This window comes from Pedobacter cryoconitis (genome assembly GCF_001590605.1).
GTDB classification, from domain to species: Bacteria; Bacteroidota; Bacteroidia; order Sphingobacteriales; family Sphingobacteriaceae; genus Pedobacter; species Pedobacter cryoconitis_A.
Map to the genome: position 1 here is coordinate 5,629,512 of NZ_CP014504.1, position 22,383 is coordinate 5,651,894.

17 protein-coding genes are annotated in these 22,383 nt (G+C 38.0%); 7 read left to right on the forward strand and 10 right to left on the reverse strand.

What is annotated here, in order from left to right; translation table 11 throughout:
* Positions 1–80: 80 nt before the first annotated feature.
* The 3 genes from AY601_RS23845 to AY601_RS23855 form a co-directional block, all read right to left on the reverse strand.
* Positions 81–1,262 (reverse strand): glycosyltransferase family 87 protein, encoded by a 1,182-nt coding sequence (locus tag AY601_RS23845; protein ID WP_068407915.1) that lies wholly within the window; start codon positions 1,260–1,262, stop codon positions 81–83.
* 257 nt (positions 1,263–1,519) lie between these two features.
* Complete coding sequence (locus AY601_RS23850) at positions 1,520–2,113, reverse strand: helix-turn-helix domain-containing protein (RefSeq protein WP_068406133.1); 594 nt, start codon at positions 2,111–2,113, stop codon at positions 1,520–1,522.
* 107 nt (positions 2,114–2,220) lie between these two features.
* The gene (locus tag AY601_RS23855; protein ID WP_068406136.1) at positions 2,221–2,901 is read right to left on the reverse strand and encodes an HAD hydrolase-like protein; all 681 of its coding nucleotides are present in this window, start codon (positions 2,899–2,901) and stop codon (positions 2,221–2,223) included.
* A 343-nt stretch (positions 2,902–3,244) separates the two neighbouring features.
* Between AY601_RS23855 and AY601_RS23860 the strand changes: the two genes are divergently transcribed.
* From AY601_RS23860 to AY601_RS23870, 3 genes are all read left to right on the forward strand, one after another.
* Positions 3,245–4,327: a calcium:proton antiporter gene (locus AY601_RS23860; protein ID WP_068406138.1), complete on the forward strand. Its 1,083-nt coding sequence runs from the start codon at positions 3,245–3,247 to the stop codon at positions 4,325–4,327.
* Positions 4,328–4,440: 113 nt separating this feature from the next.
* Positions 4,441–6,042, forward strand: coding sequence for a thioredoxin domain-containing protein (locus tag AY601_RS23865; protein ID WP_068406141.1), 1,602 nt, complete (start codon positions 4,441–4,443; stop codon positions 6,040–6,042).
* Between the two features lie 61 nt (positions 6,043–6,103).
* Positions 6,104–6,820 carry a thioesterase II family protein gene (locus AY601_RS23870; RefSeq protein WP_068406144.1) on the forward strand — a complete coding sequence of 239 codons (717 nt, stop codon included), beginning with the start codon at positions 6,104–6,106 and terminating at the stop codon, positions 6,818–6,820.
* Here the strand turns inward: AY601_RS23870 and AY601_RS23875 are convergent, their stop codons facing one another.
* From AY601_RS23875 to AY601_RS23905, 7 genes are all read right to left on the reverse strand, one after another.
* On the reverse strand, positions 6,821–7,102 hold the full coding sequence (locus tag AY601_RS23875; protein ID WP_198163573.1) for an alpha/beta hydrolase: 282 nt from the start codon (positions 7,100–7,102) through the stop codon (positions 6,821–6,823).
* Positions 7,103–7,255: 153 nt separating this feature from the next.
* Positions 7,256–7,897: a hypothetical protein gene (locus tag AY601_RS23880; RefSeq protein ID WP_068406149.1), complete on the reverse strand. Its 642-nt coding sequence runs from the start codon at positions 7,895–7,897 to the stop codon at positions 7,256–7,258.
* A 4-nt stretch (positions 7,898–7,901) separates the two neighbouring features.
* Complete coding sequence (locus tag AY601_RS23885) at positions 7,902–8,465, reverse strand: methylated-DNA--[protein]-cysteine S-methyltransferase (protein ID WP_068406152.1); 564 nt, start codon at positions 8,463–8,465, stop codon at positions 7,902–7,904.
* 349 nt (positions 8,466–8,814) lie between these two features.
* Positions 8,815–9,672, reverse strand: a complete 858-nt coding sequence (locus AY601_RS23890) for a DUF7281 domain-containing protein (protein ID WP_068406155.1) — start codon at positions 9,670–9,672, stop codon at positions 8,815–8,817.
* 3 nt (positions 9,673–9,675) lie between these two features.
* Complete coding sequence (locus AY601_RS23895; RefSeq protein WP_068406158.1) at positions 9,676–13,335, reverse strand: ATP-binding protein; 3,660 nt, start codon at positions 13,333–13,335, stop codon at positions 9,676–9,678.
* On the reverse strand, positions 13,319–13,891 hold the full coding sequence (locus AY601_RS23900) for a condensin complex protein MksE (RefSeq protein WP_232324660.1): 573 nt from the start codon (positions 13,889–13,891) through the stop codon (positions 13,319–13,321). The genes AY601_RS23895 and AY601_RS23900 overlap by 17 nt, the downstream gene beginning before the upstream one ends.
* A gap of 11 nt (positions 13,892–13,902) precedes the next feature.
* On the reverse strand, positions 13,903–15,102 hold the full coding sequence (locus AY601_RS23905) for a hypothetical protein (RefSeq protein WP_068406161.1): 1,200 nt from the start codon (positions 15,100–15,102) through the stop codon (positions 13,903–13,905).
* 286 nt (positions 15,103–15,388) lie between these two features.
* On the opposite strand from AY601_RS23905, the gene AY601_RS23910 reads away from it, so the two are divergent.
* From AY601_RS23910 to AY601_RS23925, 4 genes are all read left to right on the forward strand, one after another.
* Entirely contained in the window at positions 15,389–16,093 is a 705-nt protein-coding gene (locus AY601_RS23910) for an RNA polymerase sigma factor (protein ID WP_068406164.1), read from the forward strand.
* Positions 16,094–16,188: 95 nt separating this feature from the next.
* Positions 16,189–17,382 (forward strand): FecR family protein, encoded by a 1,194-nt coding sequence (locus AY601_RS23915; RefSeq protein ID WP_068406166.1) that lies wholly within the window; start codon positions 16,189–16,191, stop codon positions 17,380–17,382.
* A gap of 213 nt (positions 17,383–17,595) precedes the next feature.
* Positions 17,596–20,916 (forward strand): SusC/RagA family TonB-linked outer membrane protein, encoded by a 3,321-nt coding sequence (locus tag AY601_RS23920; protein WP_084359434.1) that lies wholly within the window; start codon positions 17,596–17,598, stop codon positions 20,914–20,916.
* 22 nt (positions 20,917–20,938) lie between these two features.
* Complete coding sequence (locus AY601_RS23925) at positions 20,939–22,372, forward strand: RagB/SusD family nutrient uptake outer membrane protein (protein WP_157288083.1); 1,434 nt, start codon at positions 20,939–20,941, stop codon at positions 22,370–22,372.
* The last annotated feature ends 11 nt before the right edge of the window (positions 22,373–22,383 follow it).

Consider the following 22,383-nt stretch of genomic DNA (forward strand, 5'->3'; position numbering starts at 1 on the left):
CAGCATCGATTTGATTTTTGTGTTCAAGAGCTTGCATGCCCGGTTCAATTCGTGGTGTGATTTGAAAAATCATAATGGTTTCATTGGATGGTGGTGGTTTTTAAATCAAATTGCTTAAAGATCATTTGATAAGTCATGTATAGCCATATGAATACACAAGGAAGAGCCTTTAACGAATAGCGAATGATATAATTGTCTCTGAAAGATCTGGTATATAAATCAGAAGAACCTAAACTTGTAAGCAATATCGCAAAAATAAAAAGAGCAATCACGATTGGTTGTATGGGTTTTTCTTGTAAAATAAACCAGATTGCTACTCCGGTAAATGCAATAATATAAGTAGGTGATTCAGATGAATTGCTAAAGATAACGGTAAAAATCAACGTTGATGCCAGATACATTAGCCTGAATGCGGGGGACTGATATTGTTTGATTCTTAAATAAGGAAGACAGAAAAGTATAATTCCAGTAATCAGAAATGGTAAGTTGGAAAGATCAGGATTGCCCGTCACTCTTCTGACTATACCCATCAATGATATATCTTGCCAGGAAACAAGTGTGGCATTTTCAAGCTGTTTAGCACTTAAAGAAAGATACCATTCTTTGTATTGTAACAAAATATATTCATGACCATAAAATAACATCGGCAGTCCAAAGAATACGATAGCCCAGAAGATACAGTAGGCGATGAACTTTGGCTTCTCTTTAACAAAGAAGAAGAAAGCCAGGCCGACAATACCGTATAATTTGATAAATGTTCCAAGCAAAATAAGACATGCTGCCCAAAAATTTTGCTTTTTATCAACTAAAGTATAGCTTAAAACAATGATTGCTGTAATCGAAGGATTAATTTGACAGGCAAATAGTGCAGTAAGCAACTCATGCGCAATGATCCAATATACTGCATTTACTTTCGCTTCTTTCAAAGGAAGTGTCTTTATTGCATAATATAAGAACAGACTGTTGGCGAGCTCCCAGAAAAACATCCCTAAAAATTCAGGTAACTGAGCAAAAGGCGCAATGATCAGAGAGAACAATGGACCGTAATGATTCATATCTGCATATTCGGGATACCTGCCAAATAAGGATACATGATCATTGGCATGAAAATAAGTATAAATAAAGATCAGATAGTTATTATGAGAGGTGCCTGAATGATATTGTCGGTAGGAGGTAATTGCAGGCAGCAGAATAAAAATACTAAGAATAAATAGCCGGTTATTAAAAAGCTTAGTTAAAGTAGCGGCCAAGCTTGATTTCATTTGTGTAGTAAGAAGTGGCATTAATTCTATTGTATTAAGAGATTTGCAATGGTAAAGTTACAAAAGTAATTTTGCAAAAGAAGTGCTCCTGATCGAAGACCAAATGACATATTGGAAATATTGCCTGTTTTAGACATATCTATTATTTCCCTGCTTATCCATTGACCTCAATATGTACACTTTACTCCGTGAATTATAGCAAAACATATTCACCTGATGGATGAGGAATTTGAGGCAGGCGTACTGCACCTGTACTTTTATTTTGTTGAGCTGTTTCCGTTTTGCTCAAAGAAGTATATAATCAGCATAATGGCTTTCTGATCGGTGGTATTTTTAGGTGTATGCGGTAAACGTCCATCAAATAACATGGAGTCGCCATCAGAGAGACTGTAGGTCTGATCTTCAAAAATATAATCTACTTTTCCCGATAAGATATATTTGTATTCAAATGCTTCGGTAACCACCATTGGCCTGCTTGCATTGGGTTCAAGTTCAAGCAACACGATATCAACAGTTGAGTTTTTAAAGGTCTTTGTGAAAATGCGCTGATATAAAAAACCCAAAGCCTGCTCTTTTTCGAACGACTCATATTCATTTTTTCTTTTGATGAGTACGGGGCTAAGTTGGCTGCTAGCTGATATGTCTTTGAAAAACTGATTCAAATCAACATCTAAGGCGCTTATAATAGCTATCAAAACCATTAGAGATGGCACTGTACGGTTGTTTTCAATTTGTGAAATCAGGCCTTTGCTTACACTCGCACGATCAGCAAGTTCCTGTACCGTTGTATTCCGTTCTCTTCTTATTTCTTTTATCCTGGTACTTATCTTAAGTATAATATTCTCTTCCATAAAGGGGGCAATTGCTCAAACTTAAGAAATTCGGCAGAGTTTAATAGTTAATAATCATTAAAACTGTGTTAAATCACGAAGGGGAAGACTGAATATTAAAATCCTTTTTATGCTTTGATAATTGCAATCAGTTCTGAAATATCATCTATGATATGGGTGGGATGATGTGGTTCAAGCTCTGCTCTTGTAAAAGCTCCGGTGGTGATTCCGATTACGTAATTACAATCAGCATTGAGGCCTTCATTTATATCGACTTCTGTATCTCCGATTTTTATAACCCCGTCTGTCGGAAGGATATTCAGATCCATTTTCATTTTATGAATCATATCTGGATATGGACGCCCGTTTTTTACATCATCACTTGCAACCATAATGTCAATTTTATCTTCCCAGTTTAGCCGGCTGATAATCAATTCTGCAATGTTCCTGGAAAATCCTGTATCTAAACCAATCTTAATCCCCATATTCCTAAGCTGTTCAAATGTATTTTCAACATTCGGGAGTGGTTTGATTTCATTAGAGCGGGTGTAAAATTCCAACATAATATTTACGAAATCAGCATGGATCTGTGTTATAATAGCTGTGTTGATTTTTTGAACATCAGTTTCACATTTCTGCAGCATCATCTGGATGGCAACAGGCTTTTCGTAACCCATTAATGGATTTACATCTTTCAGTTCCACCTCATATCCCTGTTTTTTCATGGCCTGCTGAAAGGATAGGGCTACGTAATTTTCATCACTTACGGTTGTGCCTGCCATATCAAACACTACTAATTTTATTGACATTACTTCAAGTTTTATTGTTTACAATTATAGGCTTATTGTTTAATATAAGTAAACAATAGTGTATTATATAATTGTTAAGTTTTATTGGGTTAACGGTTATTGAAAGCTTCGTTAACAGATTTTTCGGTTGTGCTGAAAACTGATGTACGGCATAGGAAGTGCGATTAAAATTTTTTTTATACAGTAACTTTTATTTATAGGTAACTATCGCAAAACTAAACTTAGTTTATAAATAAGAATGTTAACTTTTGTTGAGTATATATAAACACTTGTCATTTTGTTTCTTTAGCACCATAATTGCTTAATACTACTTTTCACTATTACTTAATTAACAAGAATCTTTATGAAACAAAAATTACCACTGCCATTATGGACAATAGTAACGCCTGTTATAGCCTGGTTGGCTTATTTCGGGATTTCTCTGGATCTTGGTATACTTTATACCTTTTTTCTTGCAGCTGTACTAATTGGTGGAGTACTTGCTGCTGTTCACCATGCCGAAGTTGTAGCGCACCGGGTCGGTGAACCATTTGGTACTTTATTACTCGCATTAGCGATTACCATTATAGAAGTTGCATTGATTGTTTCTCTGATGTTGACCGGAGGGCCGGATGTGGCTGAACTTGCCAGGGATACAGTACTCGCGGCCGTTATGATTATTTTAACGGGAATAGTTGGGTTAAGTTTGCTTGTAGGTGGTGCTAAATTTAAAGAGCAAGTATTCAGCTTGCCTGGAGTTAGTGCGGCGCTGGTTACGCTTACAGCAATTATGGTGCTTACGCTAATTCTTCCAAATTACACCACAAGTAAAGCCGGGCCACAATATACCCAGGTTCAGCTGATTTTTGTAGCTGTAGTTTGTTTGGTTTTGTATGGATCTTTTGTCATGGTTCAGGCGGTTAGACACCGGGATTATTTTTTGCCTCCTGAGGCCGATGGAAATGAGGATGCACATGCTGAACCGCCAACAAAAAAAGTAGCTTTAATGAGTGCTTTTTTATTGGTGCTATGCTTGGGCATTGTTGTATTACTGGCTAAGGCTTTAGCTCCGGACATTGAAAACACTGTTGTAAATATGGGTGCACCAAAATCTTTAGTTGGTGTAATTATCGCAGCTGTAGTTTTATTGCCCGAAGGACTTGCTGCTTACCGTGCTGCAAAAAAGAACCGTTTACAGACCAGTCTTAATCTTGCTTTAGGCTCTGCACTTGCGAGTATCGGTTTAACAATTCCTGCAGTTGCAATTGTTGCTATGGTAACTGGTATGAGTATTACCTTAGGAATTGATATGAAGGCAACAGTTTTACTGTTGCTTGCTCAGTTTACAATTATGCTTTCGCTGGCTACCGGCCGCACGAACATATTACAGGGTATAGTACTGCTGGTTATTTTTGCGGTATACCTTTTCACTATTATTGCTCCTTAGTTTGAGCTGATTATAAGCAGGTTTCTTCAGGAAATCTGCTTTGTTTTTTACTATTTTGAATATTTGTATCTATTAATAATTAATATTGATTAATTTTAATGTATTAAATATTTATGAGCATATTCGGTACTAAACAAACAAATCCACAAGCTGTTCTGCACTTATTGATCAAAAGCATCCATGGCAAAGTAACACGTGAAACCAGCAATCAATGTGTTCTTAATCATCCGGAATACCCAAGTCTATTAGCTATCAGTGATTGTTTAACGGACTGGGGAATTGAAAATGAAGCTTACCGCCTAGATAAAAAGGAGTTTAATGCGGCTGGTATGAGCTTTCCATTTATAGCACATTTTCCAGAAAAAGATGGATATTTTGTACTGGTGCACCAGTTGATTAATCAGACGGTCCAATTTTCTGATGAAGACAACTATAAAGAAACAATGGATGAAAAGATATTTTTGGATCGTTGGAGTGGTATTACTTTAAATGCAGAAACCAATACAAAAAGTGGAGAAAAGAATTATCAGCAAAACCGGTTAAGATCATTTATTAAAGATTTATTGTTGCCGTCTTCCTTATTAGTTTTATTAGGAAGTATCTATCTCGTTTTTTTTCAAGAGTCCTTTAATCTATTTCATTTTCTTTTAGGCCTGGTAAAATTGACCGGGTTAGGGTTCAGTATACTCTTACTGGTTCAAAGTATGAATTCAAATAATCCCTTTATACAAAATCTTTGCAAGCTGGGTGGCAAGGATGGATGCAACGCAATTCTCAAAACTGATGCAGCAAATTTAACTTCGTGGTTAAGCTGGAGCGAAGTAGGGTTTTTCTACTTTGGGGGCTCATTACTGTTGTTATTGCTGAGTCCGCAGGCCATCGGTATATTGGCGTGGCTAAACCTATTTGCAATGCCTTACACTATTTATTCGCTATCCTATCAATACCGCAAGCAAAACTGGTGTATTCTTTGTTGCCTTGTTCAGGTTGTGCTCTGGCTGGAATTCTTGGTGTTAATTTTAATGAATGGCAGCGGCATTAGTGCAATTTACAACCTTTCGAATATTTCCTCTTCCTTGTTTTATTTGCTGCCGCTGGCCTTTTTATTTCCAATTGTTGCCTGGGGATTTCTGAAGCCATTCTTTTCCAAGGCTGCTCAGCTGATCCCTTTGCAGGAGCAGTTGAAGAAATTTAAATACAATGTTGAATTATTTAATCAGATACTAACCAGTCAGCCTCGTTATGCTGTAACAGATGAATTGATGCCGGTATTATTAGGTAACCCTGAGGCGGAGAATGTGATCACTATAGTCAGTAATCCATATTGTGAACCCTGCGCTAAGGCACACCAGGTAATGGAAGATTGGATAGAGCGACGTAACGATGTGCAGTTAAAAATAGTTTTCTCTACTGTGAACGAGGATAATGACATGCGAACTAAAATTGCAAGGCATATAACGGCTTTACAATTATTGGATAATAAATCAATAGTGAAAGATGCGCTGAACGAATGGTATGCTGAAAATGACCAGAATTACGATAGCTGGGCCTTAAAGTATCCTGTAGGTTTTAATGGTGAAATGCGTGAAGTAAGTAAAAAGCAACGGGATTGGTGTGATATGGCAGGCATTACTTTCACACCAACTATTTTCGTTAATGGTTATAAGTTACCGGAGCCATATACTTTAGAGGATGTTAAGTATTTGATTAATTAAGCTCCTTAAGGTGTGCTAAAGCCAGAAAAAGAGTAAATACCACTAATTTAATTTAAAAAAAATGAAGAAGATAAAACTTTTCTGTATCCCCTATGCCGGAGGATCAGCAACAATTTATACGAAATGGAATCGGCATCTAAGTCCTTCTGTTGAACTGAATGCGATTGAACTTGCAGGCCGGGGAAGCAGAATACAAGAGCGATTATATCAGAATATTTCTGAAGCAGTTGAAGATATTTTTAAAGTCATCAGCAAAGATATTGGTCAGTCTCCTTACGCAATATTTGGGCATAGTATGGGTGCTATGCTTTCTTATAAGCTTGTTCAGCGAATCAGAGATGCTGGTTATGCAGAACCGCTGCATATATTTTTTTCGGGGCGTGGGGCGCCTGGGATCAAAAGGGATGATCTAAAGAAATATCATTTAATGAATGATGAAGAATTTAAGGAGGCAATAATTAAGCTGGGCGGGACTCCACCAGAGTTTTTTGAACATCCTGAGTTAATGGAAATGTTCCTGCCTTTATTGAAAAACGATTTCAAATTATCTGAATCAGATGAAATTCATGCAGACCTCAGGCCATTTGATCAAAACCTTACTGTTTTTTTAGGAAAAGATGAAGATTTAACGGCTGAGCAGTGTAATAACTGGAAGAAACATACCTATAAACTTTGTAATATTCATTATTTCAATGGTGGACATTTCTTTTTGCATAATGAAACAAAACAGATTACGAAAATAATTAACAATGTCTTGCTAAATGGATGCTATGAGTAATTAAAATCCTTTATTTTTTAACCAGGCTTGAAAAAGGGCAGGCCAGGCAGAAACAGGAGAGTCTTTTTTACCGATTCCCCAGCCATGGCCGCCTGTTTGAAAAATGTGCATTTCGACAGGTACATCCGCTTTTTGCAGGGCAGCATTCATTAAGTAAGAATTATTGATTGGAGATATAGGATCATCAATGGCTTGCGCCAGAAAGACTGCAGGCATAGGATTGCTGACTTGCAGTTCCACTGAATAAGCTTCTTCTTGTGCTGTTGTTGGGTTTTCTCCCAAAATACTTTTTTTAGCGTGTGTCTTATTGAAAGGTGGCAGCATTGTAAGTACAGGAAATAATATTGCTGGAAGAATGTTTACGTTGGGCAGATACAGTAATTCCTGCGGTCAGAAATCCTGCAATCAATATCATTTTTCTCATGTTCAGGTACATTAATTGGTGTCTATTTTTACGTAATCTGGCGTAAAGGCAAGTAGATCTGTAAATAATAACCGGTTGTTTCTGACTTGGTAATTCCAGTTGATGAATTGTAGATAATGTCCTTTTTTGTCAATGGGCGAGTCTTGTTTGTAAAGTAGTTGCTTATAGTTTTTATGCTCCAGCCATCCAAAGATCTCAGTAAAAGTCCGGCCATCATCCTGTCTGATAAATTGTGCCAGTTCTTTAACCAGGTGAATGGTGTCGTCAGTTAAGGCAAGGCTTAATCCATAGCGGGTTTCGAATTTCGGAAGCACATATTTGTCAAGATCAGTTGTGTATTTTGGATTGGATTTTATTTGCTCTTCTACATTTGCCTGTTCTTCTGCAGTTAAATCTTTTAAATAATAACCTGAGCAATAATCAGCACCAATTTGCTTCTTAAATTTTGAATTGAAAAGACGTTTTAATTCCACGAGTGGTTCTTCTTGCAGAGTTCCGATCTGATTTTCTTTGATTGATCCTGTTTCCCAATCTCCCATCACAAAAAAATGATATTCTTCATATTCTATAGGGATGAATTTTTCTATTCTATGGATTCCTTTGCTGTATGATTTTACCCACTGGCCAATTTTAAAGTTTTTATAAGTCTGCATCTTGTTAAAATAAGGTATTTGCTGGTTTTTCAGAATTATCTCTTTCGAATTTAAGCAACCATTTTTTCTTTTCTACTCCGGCGGCATATCCGGTCATGCTGCCATCACTGCCAATTACGCGGTGACAAGGAATGATAATGGCTAAACGGTTCCTGCCGTTTGTGGAGGCAATTGCACGAATGGCTTTGGGATTATTCATCTTATCGGCTTGCTGTTTATAAGAACAAGTTTGTCCGTACGGGATTTCCTGTAATATTTTCCATACTGTTTGTGCAAATTCATTTCCAGGCGCGTGCAGGGGAACTGAAAATACCTTCCTCTTCCCCTCAAAATATTCGGCCAGTTCATTCTCTAATTGATCTAAGTGTGGATTTTGTCCAGGTTGCATCACTGCATTAAGCAGTTTCTGTAAATCAAGAATCTCTTTTTCTAATCTGATCCGGTTAATGAATTCCAGTATACAAATGCCTTCTGCAGTAGCTCCTGCCAGCATCGGGCCTAGCGGCGTAGAGATTTCTGTAGTAGTGATTATGCTGGTTTCGATAGGTAGCTCTTGTTGTGTTTTCATAAGATCAACATCAAACCCGAAATTACGGAATGTATTCCTCAATAGGAACCCATTTCTTGCGCAAAAGAAGAGAAGTCTTCGTACTTATTCAAAATAACTTATTTGCAAACCAACAATTTGGTAACACCGGGTAAAGGGGCGTCTTTTAATGATTCAATTGAAAAGTTCTTAACATTAGTGTGGATAACTATGTGGAAAACCAATAATATGTGGAAAAGGTAAGTCTGAATAATAAAATACTGAACAGGAACTGAATCAGTCTGGAGGAAATCGTGAAAGGAGAGAAGCTGTTGATTTCAGCGATGATCAATAATAGCCTGCTTCCTGTTCAAATATATTTATTATAGCCTTAAAGTCTAATTAAAGCTTCCTGTTCCAGTCCTTTTTTATATTTATGCAAAAGTGAAATAATTTGTAGAATTTCCGGTTCCTCTATAGTTTCTGATGAAAAGTTGGCTTTCTGATTATCGTATATTTTCCTGTTTCCAAGCCTGGCAATGAAATCTTCCAGGTTTGGGGGTATAAAAAATCTCGTGCGAATACCAAGATGCCGCTTATATTCTTGTAAATAAATATTGATACCGGCAAAGTCATAATCACCAAAATGAAGGTGTGGATTTTGGATGTAACTGAGCCATTTGACCAAATCTTTACTTTGATTTTGAGGGTAGCGGCTTACAAACAAAGTTTTAATACCTCTAAAAAGGTATTGTTGCTTACTGATCAAGCTAAAGTTCTCGGCATTTTCTACACTTACGATTGTCACATCTGGCTGAGGAATAAAGTGCTCAAAATCATGAATAAACTGAAATGTTCCCTGTGGGGGATGAATAATAATCTGCTGTTGATTTAAAGTTGCCGTTATAGGTTCATAACAATTAATGAGAAATCCTTTAAATGTTCTTATCTTTTTTATTTTAGAATCTGCTGCTGATTGCACCATCAATGCCCTGCTTAAATTCTCATGGTTTAAGGTGTCAATATAGATTTCAAGATTAGCAATAGAAAATCGATTAAATAAGAATGCAGCTAAAGACTCCTTGTGGGAAATATGAAAAACACTTTTTAAACGGCCTGACCTGCTGTCGGCGATAATACCTTCAGCAAGTAATTCTGCTATTAGTGGATAATTTAATTTACTTGCAGGTATTTTCTCTCCCTTAGCTAATTGTAAAAGTTTAACCGCTAAAGATTTGCTTAATCTCATGATCTAATTGTTTGTAATCAGTTTTTTAACCGTAGTTACACTTTTGCTATCCTTCGACAACAGGTAGGTATGGCGATAATCCAGCGCATTGTAAGAAGTTGGAGAACTATTGATCAGTACAATATTTCTGTCGTTAGCAAACTTTAATATTCCTTTTACATTATTAGGATGCAATTTTCCTATTTCATCCATCATGCAATGCAGACGGAAATCCTTAAATCTCTTAGAGGCACTTTCTTTAAATACATTTAACAGCATGATATTAATCATTGCCTTAACTAATATATCTGTCCCTTCAGATCCAACATTAGTTAACTTTTCTACCCAGCCGCTGTCATTGTCGTTTTCTACTATTTTAAATTCCAGCTCAAACGTGTCGGATAAGTTGATTTCGTGCGTTTTGGAGGTGGCTATTTCTGCTGCAAAGTTTTTAAGATAGCTAACTGCCTTTTTATTGTTCGCTTCTGTATTGTCGGTGCTAAATAAGTTGGCCTTACCTAAGGTATGTTTATTTTCATCATTAAAAGCCCGTATTTCTGATAATAGCATTACGATTTTATTTGCACTTGCTGAAAGTCTGAGGTTAATACTTTTGATTACCCCCGCAAAATTTCGTTCTTCAAAATCTTTATTAATTTGTCTTATTACATTTAAAATGATTCCTTCTTTAGAAACCAGTGCTGTTGTTTCCTTTCCAAGCTGGATAATCAGACTAGCAAAATGTTCATTGGTGCGTCTTTCATACTCGCCAATTTTATCCTCTTCCAAAAACTCTTTAAGGTTCTCTGCAAAACGTAGATAGTCCTCATTTTCAATCGGATTGGTTTGGAACCCGAATACATTGTTATAAGAAAAGTTACTTAGAAATTTACTGATTGCGCTACGCAAATCTGTAAGCCTTTCACTAAGACCAAAGCTGATGTCGTTTAGCTCTTGAATAAGTATTTTAAGTCTCTTTGAGGGTTTAATAATCTCTTTTATAGGAGATGAATTATGATTCAGCCTGGAGAAAACTTCCGTACCGGTAAAGGAATCGAACTCCTTCAAATCCTCATCGGCTTCCTTACGTAAACCCTCTAGCTCATCAATGATTACCTTCAATTTGTCTACAACTTCCTGAAGTTTTACTTTGACCAGTTCATGCCGCTGCTGTTCCGATAACAGACGGGTCTCAGATACTTTTTTATTCGCTTTAAAAACATCAACATGATCAAATAATTCGCGTTTATCCTTATTATAATCAGCAACCAAATCCCGGTTTCTTTCAATAAACTGTAGTTCTTCTGTTATAGTAACCAGTTCCTTCTCAATGGTAGAAATCCTTACCATATCGGCCCCTTCATTTTTGAGTGTGTTGTTGCTTTGCAGTTTAATCTCTTCTTTACGCATGCTTATGGCCATTTCCTCGTCCTGGATTTCTTTATCGAGCTTTAGTATAGCTTCCTCCAGAATTTTCTGTTGTAAAGCTATCCTGTTCTCCCTTTCTCTCCTTTTTTCTTCAACTTGAGTTCTGGTTTGTTTAATAAGAAACTGTAGCCGCTCATTGGCCAGTTGTCTTTCCTGTGTTACTTTTTCTATTTCCTGCTTAATTTCATGAATTGTATTTTTGCGTTCTGTTGCTGCTTTAACGTTCCATTCTTCTAACTGGATACTTGCAAGGTCTTTATCGAAAACTGCCTTTTGAGATTCATATTCCCTTAAAGCAATCAGATCTTTTAAAGCTTTAATTTGAGGCTGGTACTTCTTCTTGAATTTTTCCTGTTCTTTTCCTCTTGTTTCACCTAAAGAAATCAGCTCATCTTCTGCCTTCTTTATTTGATTGCTAAACTGCTGGCTTTCTCTTTTATAATCATCAATGGTTTTAACAGATGCCGATATCTCCTTAAGATCAATTTCTACACCAAAGAATGAGCCATTGTCAGCCCGGTTAATCTTTGGCGACAATCCAGATTGGAATAATACTTGTTCCTGGTCTATTACTTTTCCAATGGTTTGTTCCCAGCCTGGTTTATTCTCATGCAGCCAGGTATATAAGGAATCTTTACTTTTATCCAGAATCAAATTGGTCTGTTCAATCTTCAACCTGGCGGCAGTAATGCGTTCATTAACTTTTATGGTTTGAAAGTTATAATCGGAATCATATTTGGTAATGTCAAAATCCCATGTTTTTTGTAAAGATTCAATCTGCCGTTTGCTGTCCTGAATATCAACTTCAGCTGTTTGCATCCTATGGGTAGCATCACTGATCAGCCGTTTGCTTTGGAGTATTTCAGTTTCAAAATAAGGTTTCAATTCAGCTTCTTTTTTGCGGAGTTCCAGCTCATGAATAAGATTGGTATGGCTTGCGATCGCCTGTTCTATATTGATTTTAACGTCTTTTTTCTCCTGCTCAATCTCAATTGCTATTTTCTCATATTGTTTAACAAGTTCTTCTTTAGAGGTGTAAAAACTATGCTGTAATTCATTCTTTTTTGCGTTCTTTGAATTAATGAAATCGCTGAGCCGATTTTGAAGTTGAACGGTTAAAGCTTCATACTTACTTGTTATCTCTTTGAAACGCGAGGAGAGCAACTCCTGTTCTTTTTGTAAATTGTTACGCTGATTTTCCCATTCTATTCTTTGAGCTATGCGTTGAATTACAAGAGTAATATTCTGCCGTTCATAATCTTCAGATTTCAGTTTGGCCTCTTTCAATTTTGCATCTAAAAGAATGATCTCCTTAGTTATTTTTTCTTTTTTCTCCTGGAATTTCTGATTGGCTTCTGCAACTTTTTTACAGGCAGCAGCCAGTTTTACTTGTTCATTTTCCAACTGCTTCAACATTACAGGAAAAGATTTCTGCAATAAAGAATGCGCTGCTATTAATAACTGTGCTGCCTCTATTTTATCCTTTTCAAGAAAACAAATTTTACTGTATAAGGCAGCTATATTATTCGCTACAGTACGCACCACCACTTCACCAATTCGGTTCTTTTCACTCCATTTGCTTATATCCGCCAGTTGTTCCTGGAAATTCTGCAGGTGTAAAGCGTATTGATCGAGATCAATCTTCACGTCTTCTTCATTTAATGACATGATAATTGTCTGCTTGATAAATTCCGCTTCCAGTTTTGAATTCAAAAATACATTCTGAATAGTGCGGGGCAGATTTTGATATTGACGGCTTTCAATTAAAGCATACTTTCTGAATTCTGCTGGCAGGCCCTTATTATTGCCATAAAGAATATCTCTGTATTCTTCGTAACGGTCAATTTTCCTGGAATAATTAAATGTTCCGGCAAGCGTAGCCCTGATTTGATCCCACGTCATTGCCTTGTTATCCTGATTAATGTAGTTCTCTTTAAGATACGGTCCATCGATAAAGCGAAACGCAGCCCGCCCCTGGGCTTTAAAAGCCAGCACAGTAAAAGGACCAGTCTCGCTCATTACCTCATAAATAAGGAATGAATTGTCATTGGGGAAATAGTACTCATCAAAAGATTTCTTTCCTTTTTCAATGCCTAATTTCAGCTTGTCTGCATTATAAAAGAATAAGATGGCCCTTAGCGTGGTACTCTTTCCTACGCCTTGTGTCCCTATAAAGTGGACATTCCCATCTATACTAATCTCCGAATAAAAGATATTAGCACTGTTTATGAAAATTATTTTATTCAGGTATCTCATTCTGTATATCTTCAGGAATATTGATATTTAAAATTAGTTGTTCCAGATAATCGAAAGAAGCCAGTGTTTTGTACTCTTCCGTCATCTCATTTTCAACTTCTATAAAATTATCTTTTTCTAACTGGTCTAAAATTTTATTGATTATTTCAGCATGTTTATCTTTTCCGCCGGCATACTTTTTTAGTCCTTCCAGTTTGTTTTTTAAATCTGCATCTACAGACAACCTCACTAATATGGATGAAGGTCTGAAACGAAAACCGGAACCGAAGCCGTTATCAAAAGTTTTTAGGAAATCAATGATATCAATCCACTTCATGGCAATGTCTAATTTGCGTTCCAAATCGGCACGGTTGTCTGTACGGACGAAATAATAATATTCATCGCCCTCTTCGAGGATTAAATTTATCCCCGCAAAATACATGTAGTAAGCATCAAAATCATTGTTGATTGCATTATATAACTTGCGCACAAGATCTCTTCCGCTATTAGAGCAGATGAATTGCCCCTTGCTCAGAATTTCAAAAACTTCTGCAGATTGCTTAGGTATTTCAATCATATGTTTTAATACTATAGTGGATAAATTAATAAATATTCAGTATCATTTCTTTTCTGGTACTGGTCGGTTAATCTGAAATGCATATCATATTGTGAGATGAGCTGACAATAAACAGTCACGCATTCATCAAAAGAAACCGGGCGACCAAAATCATAACTTTGCAGGAAATCGAAGAGGTTATTGCTGCCCGCCAGAAAACTATTTTTAACTTCTTCCAGATTGATCTGGGTTATTTCTTCTGTATCGGTTTCCAGGTAATCAGCTAAATTATGATCAGCAACAGACTGTTTTTTCCTAACTCCTGATTTATTACGTTCAACTACTTTTTTTATAATATCAAGCGTCTCATCGTCACCTTGTAACTGTTCTATAGAAAGTTTTAACGGATAGGCAGGATTGGGTTCGTAAACCAGTGCATAATCTGCATTCAGTACCGTAAGAATATTCGTTTTACTTCTTAGCTCAAACTGATCTTTCAGATATTTTAACTGCCTGATCTTTTCCATTAAACCACTTTGATATTTTAAGCGGTTTAAAAACTCTATGATTTGCTTCTGGATATCTATTAAATTATGCCGGGATGAATTGAGCTGCATTTTCAAACCCACAATAATTCTTTGCAGCTCCTCATCTAAAGCTGTTTTAAAAAAGGTCTGCTCTTCTTCACCCGAAACCAATTGGTCTGTTAATTCCACAAGTGCAGAAATATCATTGCGTTTCACATCCAAATGTTCAAGCTTGGCCTTTTTAATTTTATAATTCGGCTCATTCTTAAATGTATTATCTATGTTTCTTCTCAAATCTACTACATTCCTTATGGCAATAACGCCTGTTTTCCGGAATGCACTTTTAATCTGTCTCAGATAATTATACTTCCTGTGTTCATTGTTTTCCTGGAGGTAATAGTTGATGTTTTGCTTGATATTCTGGAGGTTTTCATTGATGTAAGAAACGTTAATCTCTTCGTTTACTTCCAGAATTTGCTCAAAAAACTGAAGATATTGGTCATCGATCTCCAAATATGGTCCGTTTTCCCTTAATACAGAGAATTCTATCAATGCACTGATTTTATCTTCATTGTAATCTACTACGGCCAGGGCATCATCATATTTATAAGCTAAAACTTTGCGCTTTTCAAATATCTCGGTGATGAGTTTGTGCTCTCTGCTCAGAATTGCGAACAATTCTTTTAAAGATGAAAAGGTTTTCAAGTCGCTAAAGAAATATAATTAATTACCGGACAATTATCAGGTTGCTGCCTGATTTCTATGGATTGACTTTCAATAATTCCTTTTCTGTAGAATAGCTTATTGATGTATTTCAACCTTAGATTATGTATATCTTCAGCAATCATGCAATAAATAGGGTTTTGTAATTGGAGTTCTAAATTAATAAATATTTGCCCTAAACATAAGAGTTGATGGTTATAATATAGAAAATTTATGTTAATGCTGTTTGGATCTTACCCTATAAACTGTTAATATTTTTTTGCCAACGATGTCGTGCGATTTCTCTGCTGGTCTGGCTGAAATACGCCTCAGTGCATCTTCCAGAAATTATTATTACCTTGTTTCCTTTAGTAAATGTATACTTGCAGGACGAATGGTCAACATTAATCAAACTGATGAGAAGTCTTTATTACTTCAATTGAAAAACGGTGATGAGCTTGCATTTGAAATACTTTACAACAATTATAAATTCCGGATCGCTGGAAATTTATTCAAACTTCTCAAATCTGACGACCTGGTCAAAGAAATACTGCAAGAGCTTTTTTTCAAAATATGGGAAGTGCGGAGAAATATTGATCCTGAAAAGTCTTTTAAATCCTATCTTTTTCTCATCGCAGAGAACCTGGTACATGATTATTTTCGGAAAGTGGCTAAAGACAGACGTTTATTGGCTAAAATGGTGGCTTCAAGTTCAGAACTGTACCTTCATATTGAAGAAGATATACTGAGTAAAGAGAAGGCCCGGAAATTGCAGCAGGTCGTTAACCTGATGCCCCCTCAGCGTAAAATGGTATTTACACTCTGCAAATTAGAAGGTAAATCTTACAAAGAAGTAGAGGAGATTATGGGTATCAATGGCAAAACCATCAGTAGCCATATGCTACAAGCCAATAGATTTCTCAGAGCATATTTTAAAAATTCCTCTACGCTTACAATTCCTTTGGTTTTAAGTGTTTTATTCAAAGGTTTTTAGTCCTGATCATTGATTTTGGAAATTAATTGTTAATTTTTTATTAACAGACTAAGGATATTTTTGCTCAGCTCCGTATTAGCTGTAAAAATTGAACATTGAAACCATCTGCCCAACTCTATATTCTATTCAAAAAATACCTGGACAATAACTGTAACCTTGAGGAAACACAGCGTCTGATGGATTACTTTCAACTTGATGAAGATCAGGAACTATTGAAAGACATGATCATTGACGTTTTAGAAATTCAGGACGAAAGTTATGAAACTAATTCTGCCATTGCCGGAGTGCTGGCAAAAGTTGACCGCGATTTGCGCATTCAAATTCATGCAGCAGCGGAACCTGTACCTGCCAGAAACAATAAATTACTTAAACTCTGGTTACAAATCGCCGCTGTTGCAGCCACTTTGGCCATCGTATGCATGGGCGTTTATTTCTTCAATTACAAGTCAGGAAAACTTCGGGCTCCTGCCACAGTAGCAGTACACGATGCTAAACCGGGCGATTTTGGTGCTACACTTACGCTGGCAAATGGCAGGAAGATCAGTTTAGCAAATGCTTCGGAGGGAGAAATTGGAAGGGAAGCGGGAATAATCATCACTAAATCTGGTGATGGCAGGCTGGTCTATGAGATTGATGAAAAAGTTTCTGATCCGAATGCCTCCAATACCTTGTCTACCGCCCGGGGAGAAACCTACCAGGTACGTTTGCCTGATGGTTCACTCGTTTATTTAAATGCGGCTTCGAGCCTCACCTATACCGCCTCTCTGATTGAAAATGGAAAACGGGTGGTTAAGCTTGCCGGTGAGGGTTATTTTGAAGTAGCGAAGGATAAGCACCACCCATTTATTGTAAAAACAGACAAGCAGGAAGTGGAAGTATTGGGAACACACTTTAACATCAGCAGTTATGGTGATGACGAAGCAGAAAAAACCACCTTACTGGAAGGAAGTGTGAAGTTGTCGGCATCGGGGATTTCCAAAGTCCTGAAGCCAGGGCAACAGGCTGTATTGGCTGGCGGTAAATTGCAGCTCAATGAAACGGATGCAGACTTGGCTGTTGCCTGGAAAAATAATGAATTTGTAGTCGAAAGTGAGCACATTGAAACCATCATGAAAATGATCGAACGCTGGTATAATGTTGAGGTCATTTACGTTGGCGAAAAAACAAGGCAGCGGTTTAGTGGCAGTGTTTCAAGATTTGATAAAATGTCAAAAGTCCTTGAGATTGTAGAATCAACCGGAGAAGCCCATTTTAAAGTCAGGGGAAGGACCGTGTATGTGTCGAAATAAAGAGCTAAACTATTAATTAACAGAATACTAAACTTAAACCAGACCACATGAGAAGAAAATTACATTAGCCACGATATGTTCAACGAAACCAAGCCCGGACTACCCATCCGGACCTGGTCAGAGTTTGGAACATTCAATTAAAAATCAAACTTATAACCGCAGTCCTCTTCACGGTTCAAGGCAGAAGAGGCTGCTCAACCAAACCGACAACTAATGTATCAAAATTTAAAGAAATTTGGTGCGGCTAAACGGCTGTATCTAAAATTATTGCTGACTATGCGCTTAACCATCGTAATAATAATAGCATGCTTTATGCAGGTAAGTGCGTCGAGTCTTGCCCAAAAAATAACCCTAACTAAAGCTAATACTTCGCTTAAATCTATCTTTAAGGAGTTGAACCAACAAACTGGTTACAATTTTTTTTATACAGATAATTTGTTGGAAAATTCGTCACCAGTGACCATTGACGTTAAAAACTCTGAGTTGCCAGCTGTGCTTCACGAAATCCTAACCGGACAAAACCTGGATTTTATTATACGCAATAAAACTGTGGTCATCAAAGCAAGCACCGTGATCAATCAGGAAATCATTTCTGGTTTTGTAGGAGATGCTAAAGACCGCGCGCCTATTCCAGGGGTTACAGTTTTCATTAAGGGAACAAAGTCTGCCGTTGAGACGGATAAAAACGGAAAATTTACTTTGAGCATCCCCAGTGGATCTAAGTCCTTGGAATTCAGGTTTGTCGGGTATAAGACCGTCGAAGTGCCTATTTCCCCGAACTCTAATTACAACATTTATATGGTTGAGAATATGCTCGGACTGAATGAGACGGTAATTACGGGAATTGTTGACAGGAAGGTCAGTACTTATACCGGGGCTGCAAAAGCCATGACTGGTGCAGAGCTTAAGGCGGTGAGTCCGGTCAACCTGTTTACTGCCGTTGCTGCCCTGGATCCGTCTTTCAGGATGATTCCGAACAATGTTACAGGCGGCAACATTAATACGCTTCCGCAGGTGACTATGCGTGGCCAGACTTCTTATCCTACCCTTGGGGCAGAGCTTGTGGGAAATCCCAATACGCCATTATTTATTCTGGATGGTTTTCAAGTTTCGCTACAGGCTATTGTAGACTTGGACATGAACCAAATTGCCTCCGTAACTTTATTAAAGGATGCTTCAGCTACTGCAATGTACGGTTCCCGTGGAGGTAACGGTGTCATGGTTGTCACAACTATCCTCCCTCCAAGAGGAAAGGTAGAAGTTTCTATCAACAACAATTTTACGTTATCATCTCCGGATCTTTCTGTTTATCACATGCTGAATTCGGCAGAGAAACTTGATTTTGAAAAGCGGGTTGGACTCACCGACAGTTATAGAGGCCAGTATATCAATGCGGAAAGATACAAAGCAGTGGTAAGCGGTGTGAACACCGACTGGAAATCTATTCCTGTCCGAACTGGTTACAATAACAGGACCAATCTGTCTTTACGTGGCGGCGACCAGTCGCTGACCTTTAACCTGACTTTCAGCAGCAATTTTTTACAGGGTGTAATGAAGGGGCAGGACAGGAAAAATTATGCAGGAAGTTTTACGCTGAGCTATAAAACGAATAAACTGACATTTCAGAATAATACCATCGGAACCCAGGTGATCTCCAATGCTTCTCCATATGGAGCATTCAGTCAGTATCTGGATTTGAACCCCTACTGGAAGCCTTATGATGCAAATGGCAACGTAAACCAATACCTGGAAAACATTAACATGGGCTTCGGTAACGCAGGCTCTGTTGTGGCAAATCCACTGATGGACGTCACACACAACACCATTAATGACAGAAACAAGAATTTTAATTTACGAAACAACACCACAGTTCGTTACGATGTAAATAAATCATTATGGTTTAATGGCGCCCTGGGAATTACCAAAGTAAATGGAACGATAGACAATTTCTATTCGGCTCTGGACAGCCGGTTTAATGATATAGCCGATCCAAGTCAACGTGGTACTTATTCCATCAACAACACCGCCTCTTTTATGATGGACGGCACGGGATCAGTAAACTACAATAAGAATTTTGGAAAAAATGGTATTACTGTATACGCGGGTTTCAGAGTTGCCAGCGCGCATGTTGATTCCTATACTGTATCTACGCAGGGTTTCCCTTTTGATCGTTTAGATAATATCCTGTTTGCTGCTCAATATTTAGACAGCAGGCCTACGGGAAGCGAAAGCACCATAAACAACCTTTCCTTTTCCGGAAGTGCCAATTACTCTTATGATAACCGGTATTTTACCGATTTCACCTATACCAGGGATGGCTCTTCGGCTTACGGTGTAAATAATAAATTTGGTGATTTCTGGTCGGCAGGCTTAGGCTGGAACATCAGCAACGAAGAATATTTTAAAGACAGTGATGTGATTAACTTGTTGAGGATTCGTGGTAGCTATGGCTCTACCGGTACCTCTGTACAGGATCCTTATGCAGCGCAATTCAGGTACAACCTGGGCACATCGTCCGGTTATTTTGGTGAAGTAGGTGCTGTTCCCGGCGGACTTGGTAACCCGAATCTGAGCTGGCAGCAAGTACTCAAGTCGAACATAGGTATTGCTTCAGCATTTCTGGACAACCGTTTGACTTTCAATGCAGAGTTTTACAATGAGGTAACCCAAAATGCGCTGACTACAGTTTCACTGGCGCCGAGTACCGGCTTTCCTTCCTACACCGAAAATTTAGGTAAAATCCAGAACAGAGGATTGCAGCTTGAACTGGGGTATACGATATTATCCCGGCCTCGTAATGGCCTAAAATGGAATGTTTCTGTGAATGCGGCTACAAACAAATCAGTGCTAAAAGAAGTTTCTGATAAACTCAAAGCCTTTAATGCTGCACTAAATACCAATAATACCAATCAGACTGTTGAAAATGCCCAGTTTATTGAAGGCAGGTCAACAACGGCTATTTATGCAGTGAAATCATTGGGTATTGATCCCGTTACCGGGCAGGAAGTATATCTGAAATCGGACGGCACCCCAACTTTTGTCTGGGATGTCAATGATAAGACCTACGCTGGCGATACACGCCCTAAATGGACCGGTGCAATAAATTCAAATTTCATGTATTCAGGCTTTGCCTTAAACTTCAGCATAAATTACAATTATGGTGCTCAACTGTATAACAGTACTTTGTTAAATCGTGTGGAAGCTGTCGATGCGCGTAATAATGTGGACCGGAGAGCTTATGATCTGGGTTGGACCGGCCCTGGTAGTATAAGTCCGTACCGCAGGATTACTTCTTCGCCAACACAAACGAAACTAACCTCACGTTTTGTTCAAAACGACAATAACATCCAGCTCAGCTCAGTTAATTTAAGCTATCAGTTTAAAACGCCATTTGTTAGAAAATTAGGCTTGCAGAATATTACGGTTAGCGCAACAACAAATAACCTGGCCACTTTCAGTACAATTGATATTGAGCGCGGCACAGATAATCCGTTTGCAAGAGAATACACATTCGGTCTGAGTGCAAGATTTTAAATTCAAAAAAATTCATATCCCAATGAAAAGAACAACATTAATAATAGGAATTGTGGCCATATGTACAACATCTTTCAGTTGTAAAAAATTTTTGGATGTAACGCCAAAAACAAGTTTGTCAGAAGAGCAATTGTTTACTTCGGAAACCGGTTTTCAGCAAGCTTTATCAGGCATCTATGGCCAGCTTGCCAGTAACAACCTCTATGGAAATAACCTTTCTATGGGCTTCGTTTCCGCGCTGGCTCAAAATTATGCAACAATTGCTACTGAATCGCCAGTTCTGCTACAACAGACACAACTCCTGAACTATACTTCAACAGAAGTTACCGGTTATACCAATAATATCTGGTCTTCCAGTTACAGTGCAATCGCCGCAGCTAATAAAATAATTAGCCACACAGAAACTGACCGCGCTATGCTATCGAATAATTCATATGGACTTCTGCGTGGTGAAGCTTTGGCTTTAAGGGCATTTATACATTTTGATTTATTACGGATGTTCGGGCCTGAATATACTGCGGGTACCAATTTAAAAGCCATCCCTTATAAAAAGGACGTTAATGAAAATGCAATTAAGCCGGCAACAACCGCAGATGTGGTGAAATTTGCCCTGGCTGACCTGAAAGAAGCGGAGAGCTTGCTACTACCGGTTGATCCAATTGTGACCAGCGGTTTACGAACCAGGCGGAATAAGCTTAATTACTATGGTGTAAAAGCACTGGAAGCAAGAATCAGGTTATTTAGTGGCGATAACATCGGGGCTGCTGCCGCTGCAACCGTGGTGGTCAACTCGGCGAAATACAATTTTATAACCCAGGCAGAAGCTAGTAATGTTGGCTCCGGAATAGTTGCGCGTGACCGCTTGTATTTTAATGAACAGGTGTTTATGATCAGGGTGAGGGATATACTAACCAATGTGCAGAGTTATTTTAGATTCAGAGGGACTGCAGACCAGACTCTTACCCGTTCTGAAAGTGACTTTTCTACCCTTTACGAAACCAAATCAGGAGGCGTTTCAGACATCAGATGGGCATACCGCATTGAGCGCGATGCAGGAGTCTTGTTCCCTTCTAAATTCTGGCAGACTTCCAACTCTACAACTACAATCACCGACAATTTACTCGATCAGTATGTACCAGGCATACGTCTTTCTGAGATGTACTATATACTGGCTGAAACTGCGTCAACGCCTGCAACCGGCGTAGACTATTTAAATACGGTACGCCTGAACAGGGGAATTTCAATTTTGCCAAATACGATTACGGCCGATGCGCTTAAAGCAGAGATCACCAAGGAGTATCAGAAGGAATTTTATGCGGAAGGGCAATTGTTCTTTTACTATAAGCGCATCAAAGCCTTAAGAATGCAATTCCGCAGGATAAATATGGCACCAGAGCAGTATGTACTTCCTATACCAGATTCTGAACTTCAATTTAATCCGAATTATGCTAACTAATCAAACTTGTA

What these genes read in the sequence shown, in the direction of transcription:
- AY601_RS23845 (WP_068407915.1), bottom strand. Translation starts at nt 1,262, where the DNA reads ATGAAATCAAGCTTGGCCGCTACTTTAACTAAGCTTTTTAATAACCGG.
- AY601_RS23850 (WP_068406133.1), bottom strand. Translation starts at nt 2,113, where the DNA reads ATGGAAGAGAATATTATACTTAAGATAAGTACCAGGATAAAAGAAATA.
- AY601_RS23855 (WP_068406136.1), bottom strand. Translation starts at nt 2,901, where the DNA reads ATGTCAATAAAATTAGTAGTGTTTGATATGGCAGGCACAACCGTAAGT.
- AY601_RS23860 (WP_068406138.1), top strand. Translation starts at nt 3,245, where the DNA reads ATGAAACAAAAATTACCACTGCCATTATGGACAATAGTAACGCCTGTT.
- AY601_RS23865 (WP_068406141.1), top strand. Translation starts at nt 4,441, where the DNA reads ATGAGCATATTCGGTACTAAACAAACAAATCCACAAGCTGTTCTGCAC.
- AY601_RS23870 (WP_068406144.1), top strand. Translation starts at nt 6,104, where the DNA reads ATGAAGAAGATAAAACTTTTCTGTATCCCCTATGCCGGAGGATCAGCA.
- AY601_RS23880 (WP_068406149.1), bottom strand. Translation starts at nt 7,897, where the DNA reads ATGCAGACTTATAAAAACTTTAAAATTGGCCAGTGGGTAAAATCATAC.
- AY601_RS23885 (WP_068406152.1), bottom strand. Translation starts at nt 8,465, where the DNA reads ATGAAAACACAACAAGAGCTACCTATCGAAACCAGCATAATCACTACT.
- AY601_RS23890 (WP_068406155.1), bottom strand. Translation starts at nt 9,672, where the DNA reads ATGAGATTAAGCAAATCTTTAGCGGTTAAACTTTTACAATTAGCTAAG.
- AY601_RS23895 (WP_068406158.1), bottom strand. Translation starts at nt 13,335, where the DNA reads ATGAGATACCTGAATAAAATAATTTTCATAAACAGTGCTAATATCTTT.
- AY601_RS23900 (WP_232324660.1), bottom strand. Translation starts at nt 13,891, where the DNA reads ATGATTGAAATACCTAAGCAATCTGCAGAAGTTTTTGAAATTCTGAGC.
- AY601_RS23910 (WP_068406164.1), top strand. Translation starts at nt 15,389, where the DNA reads ATGTCGTGCGATTTCTCTGCTGGTCTGGCTGAAATACGCCTCAGTGCA.
- AY601_RS23920 (WP_084359434.1), top strand. Translation starts at nt 17,596, where the DNA reads ATGTATCAAAATTTAAAGAAATTTGGTGCGGCTAAACGGCTGTATCTA.
- AY601_RS23925 (WP_157288083.1), top strand. Translation starts at nt 20,939, where the DNA reads ATGAAAAGAACAACATTAATAATAGGAATTGTGGCCATATGTACAACA.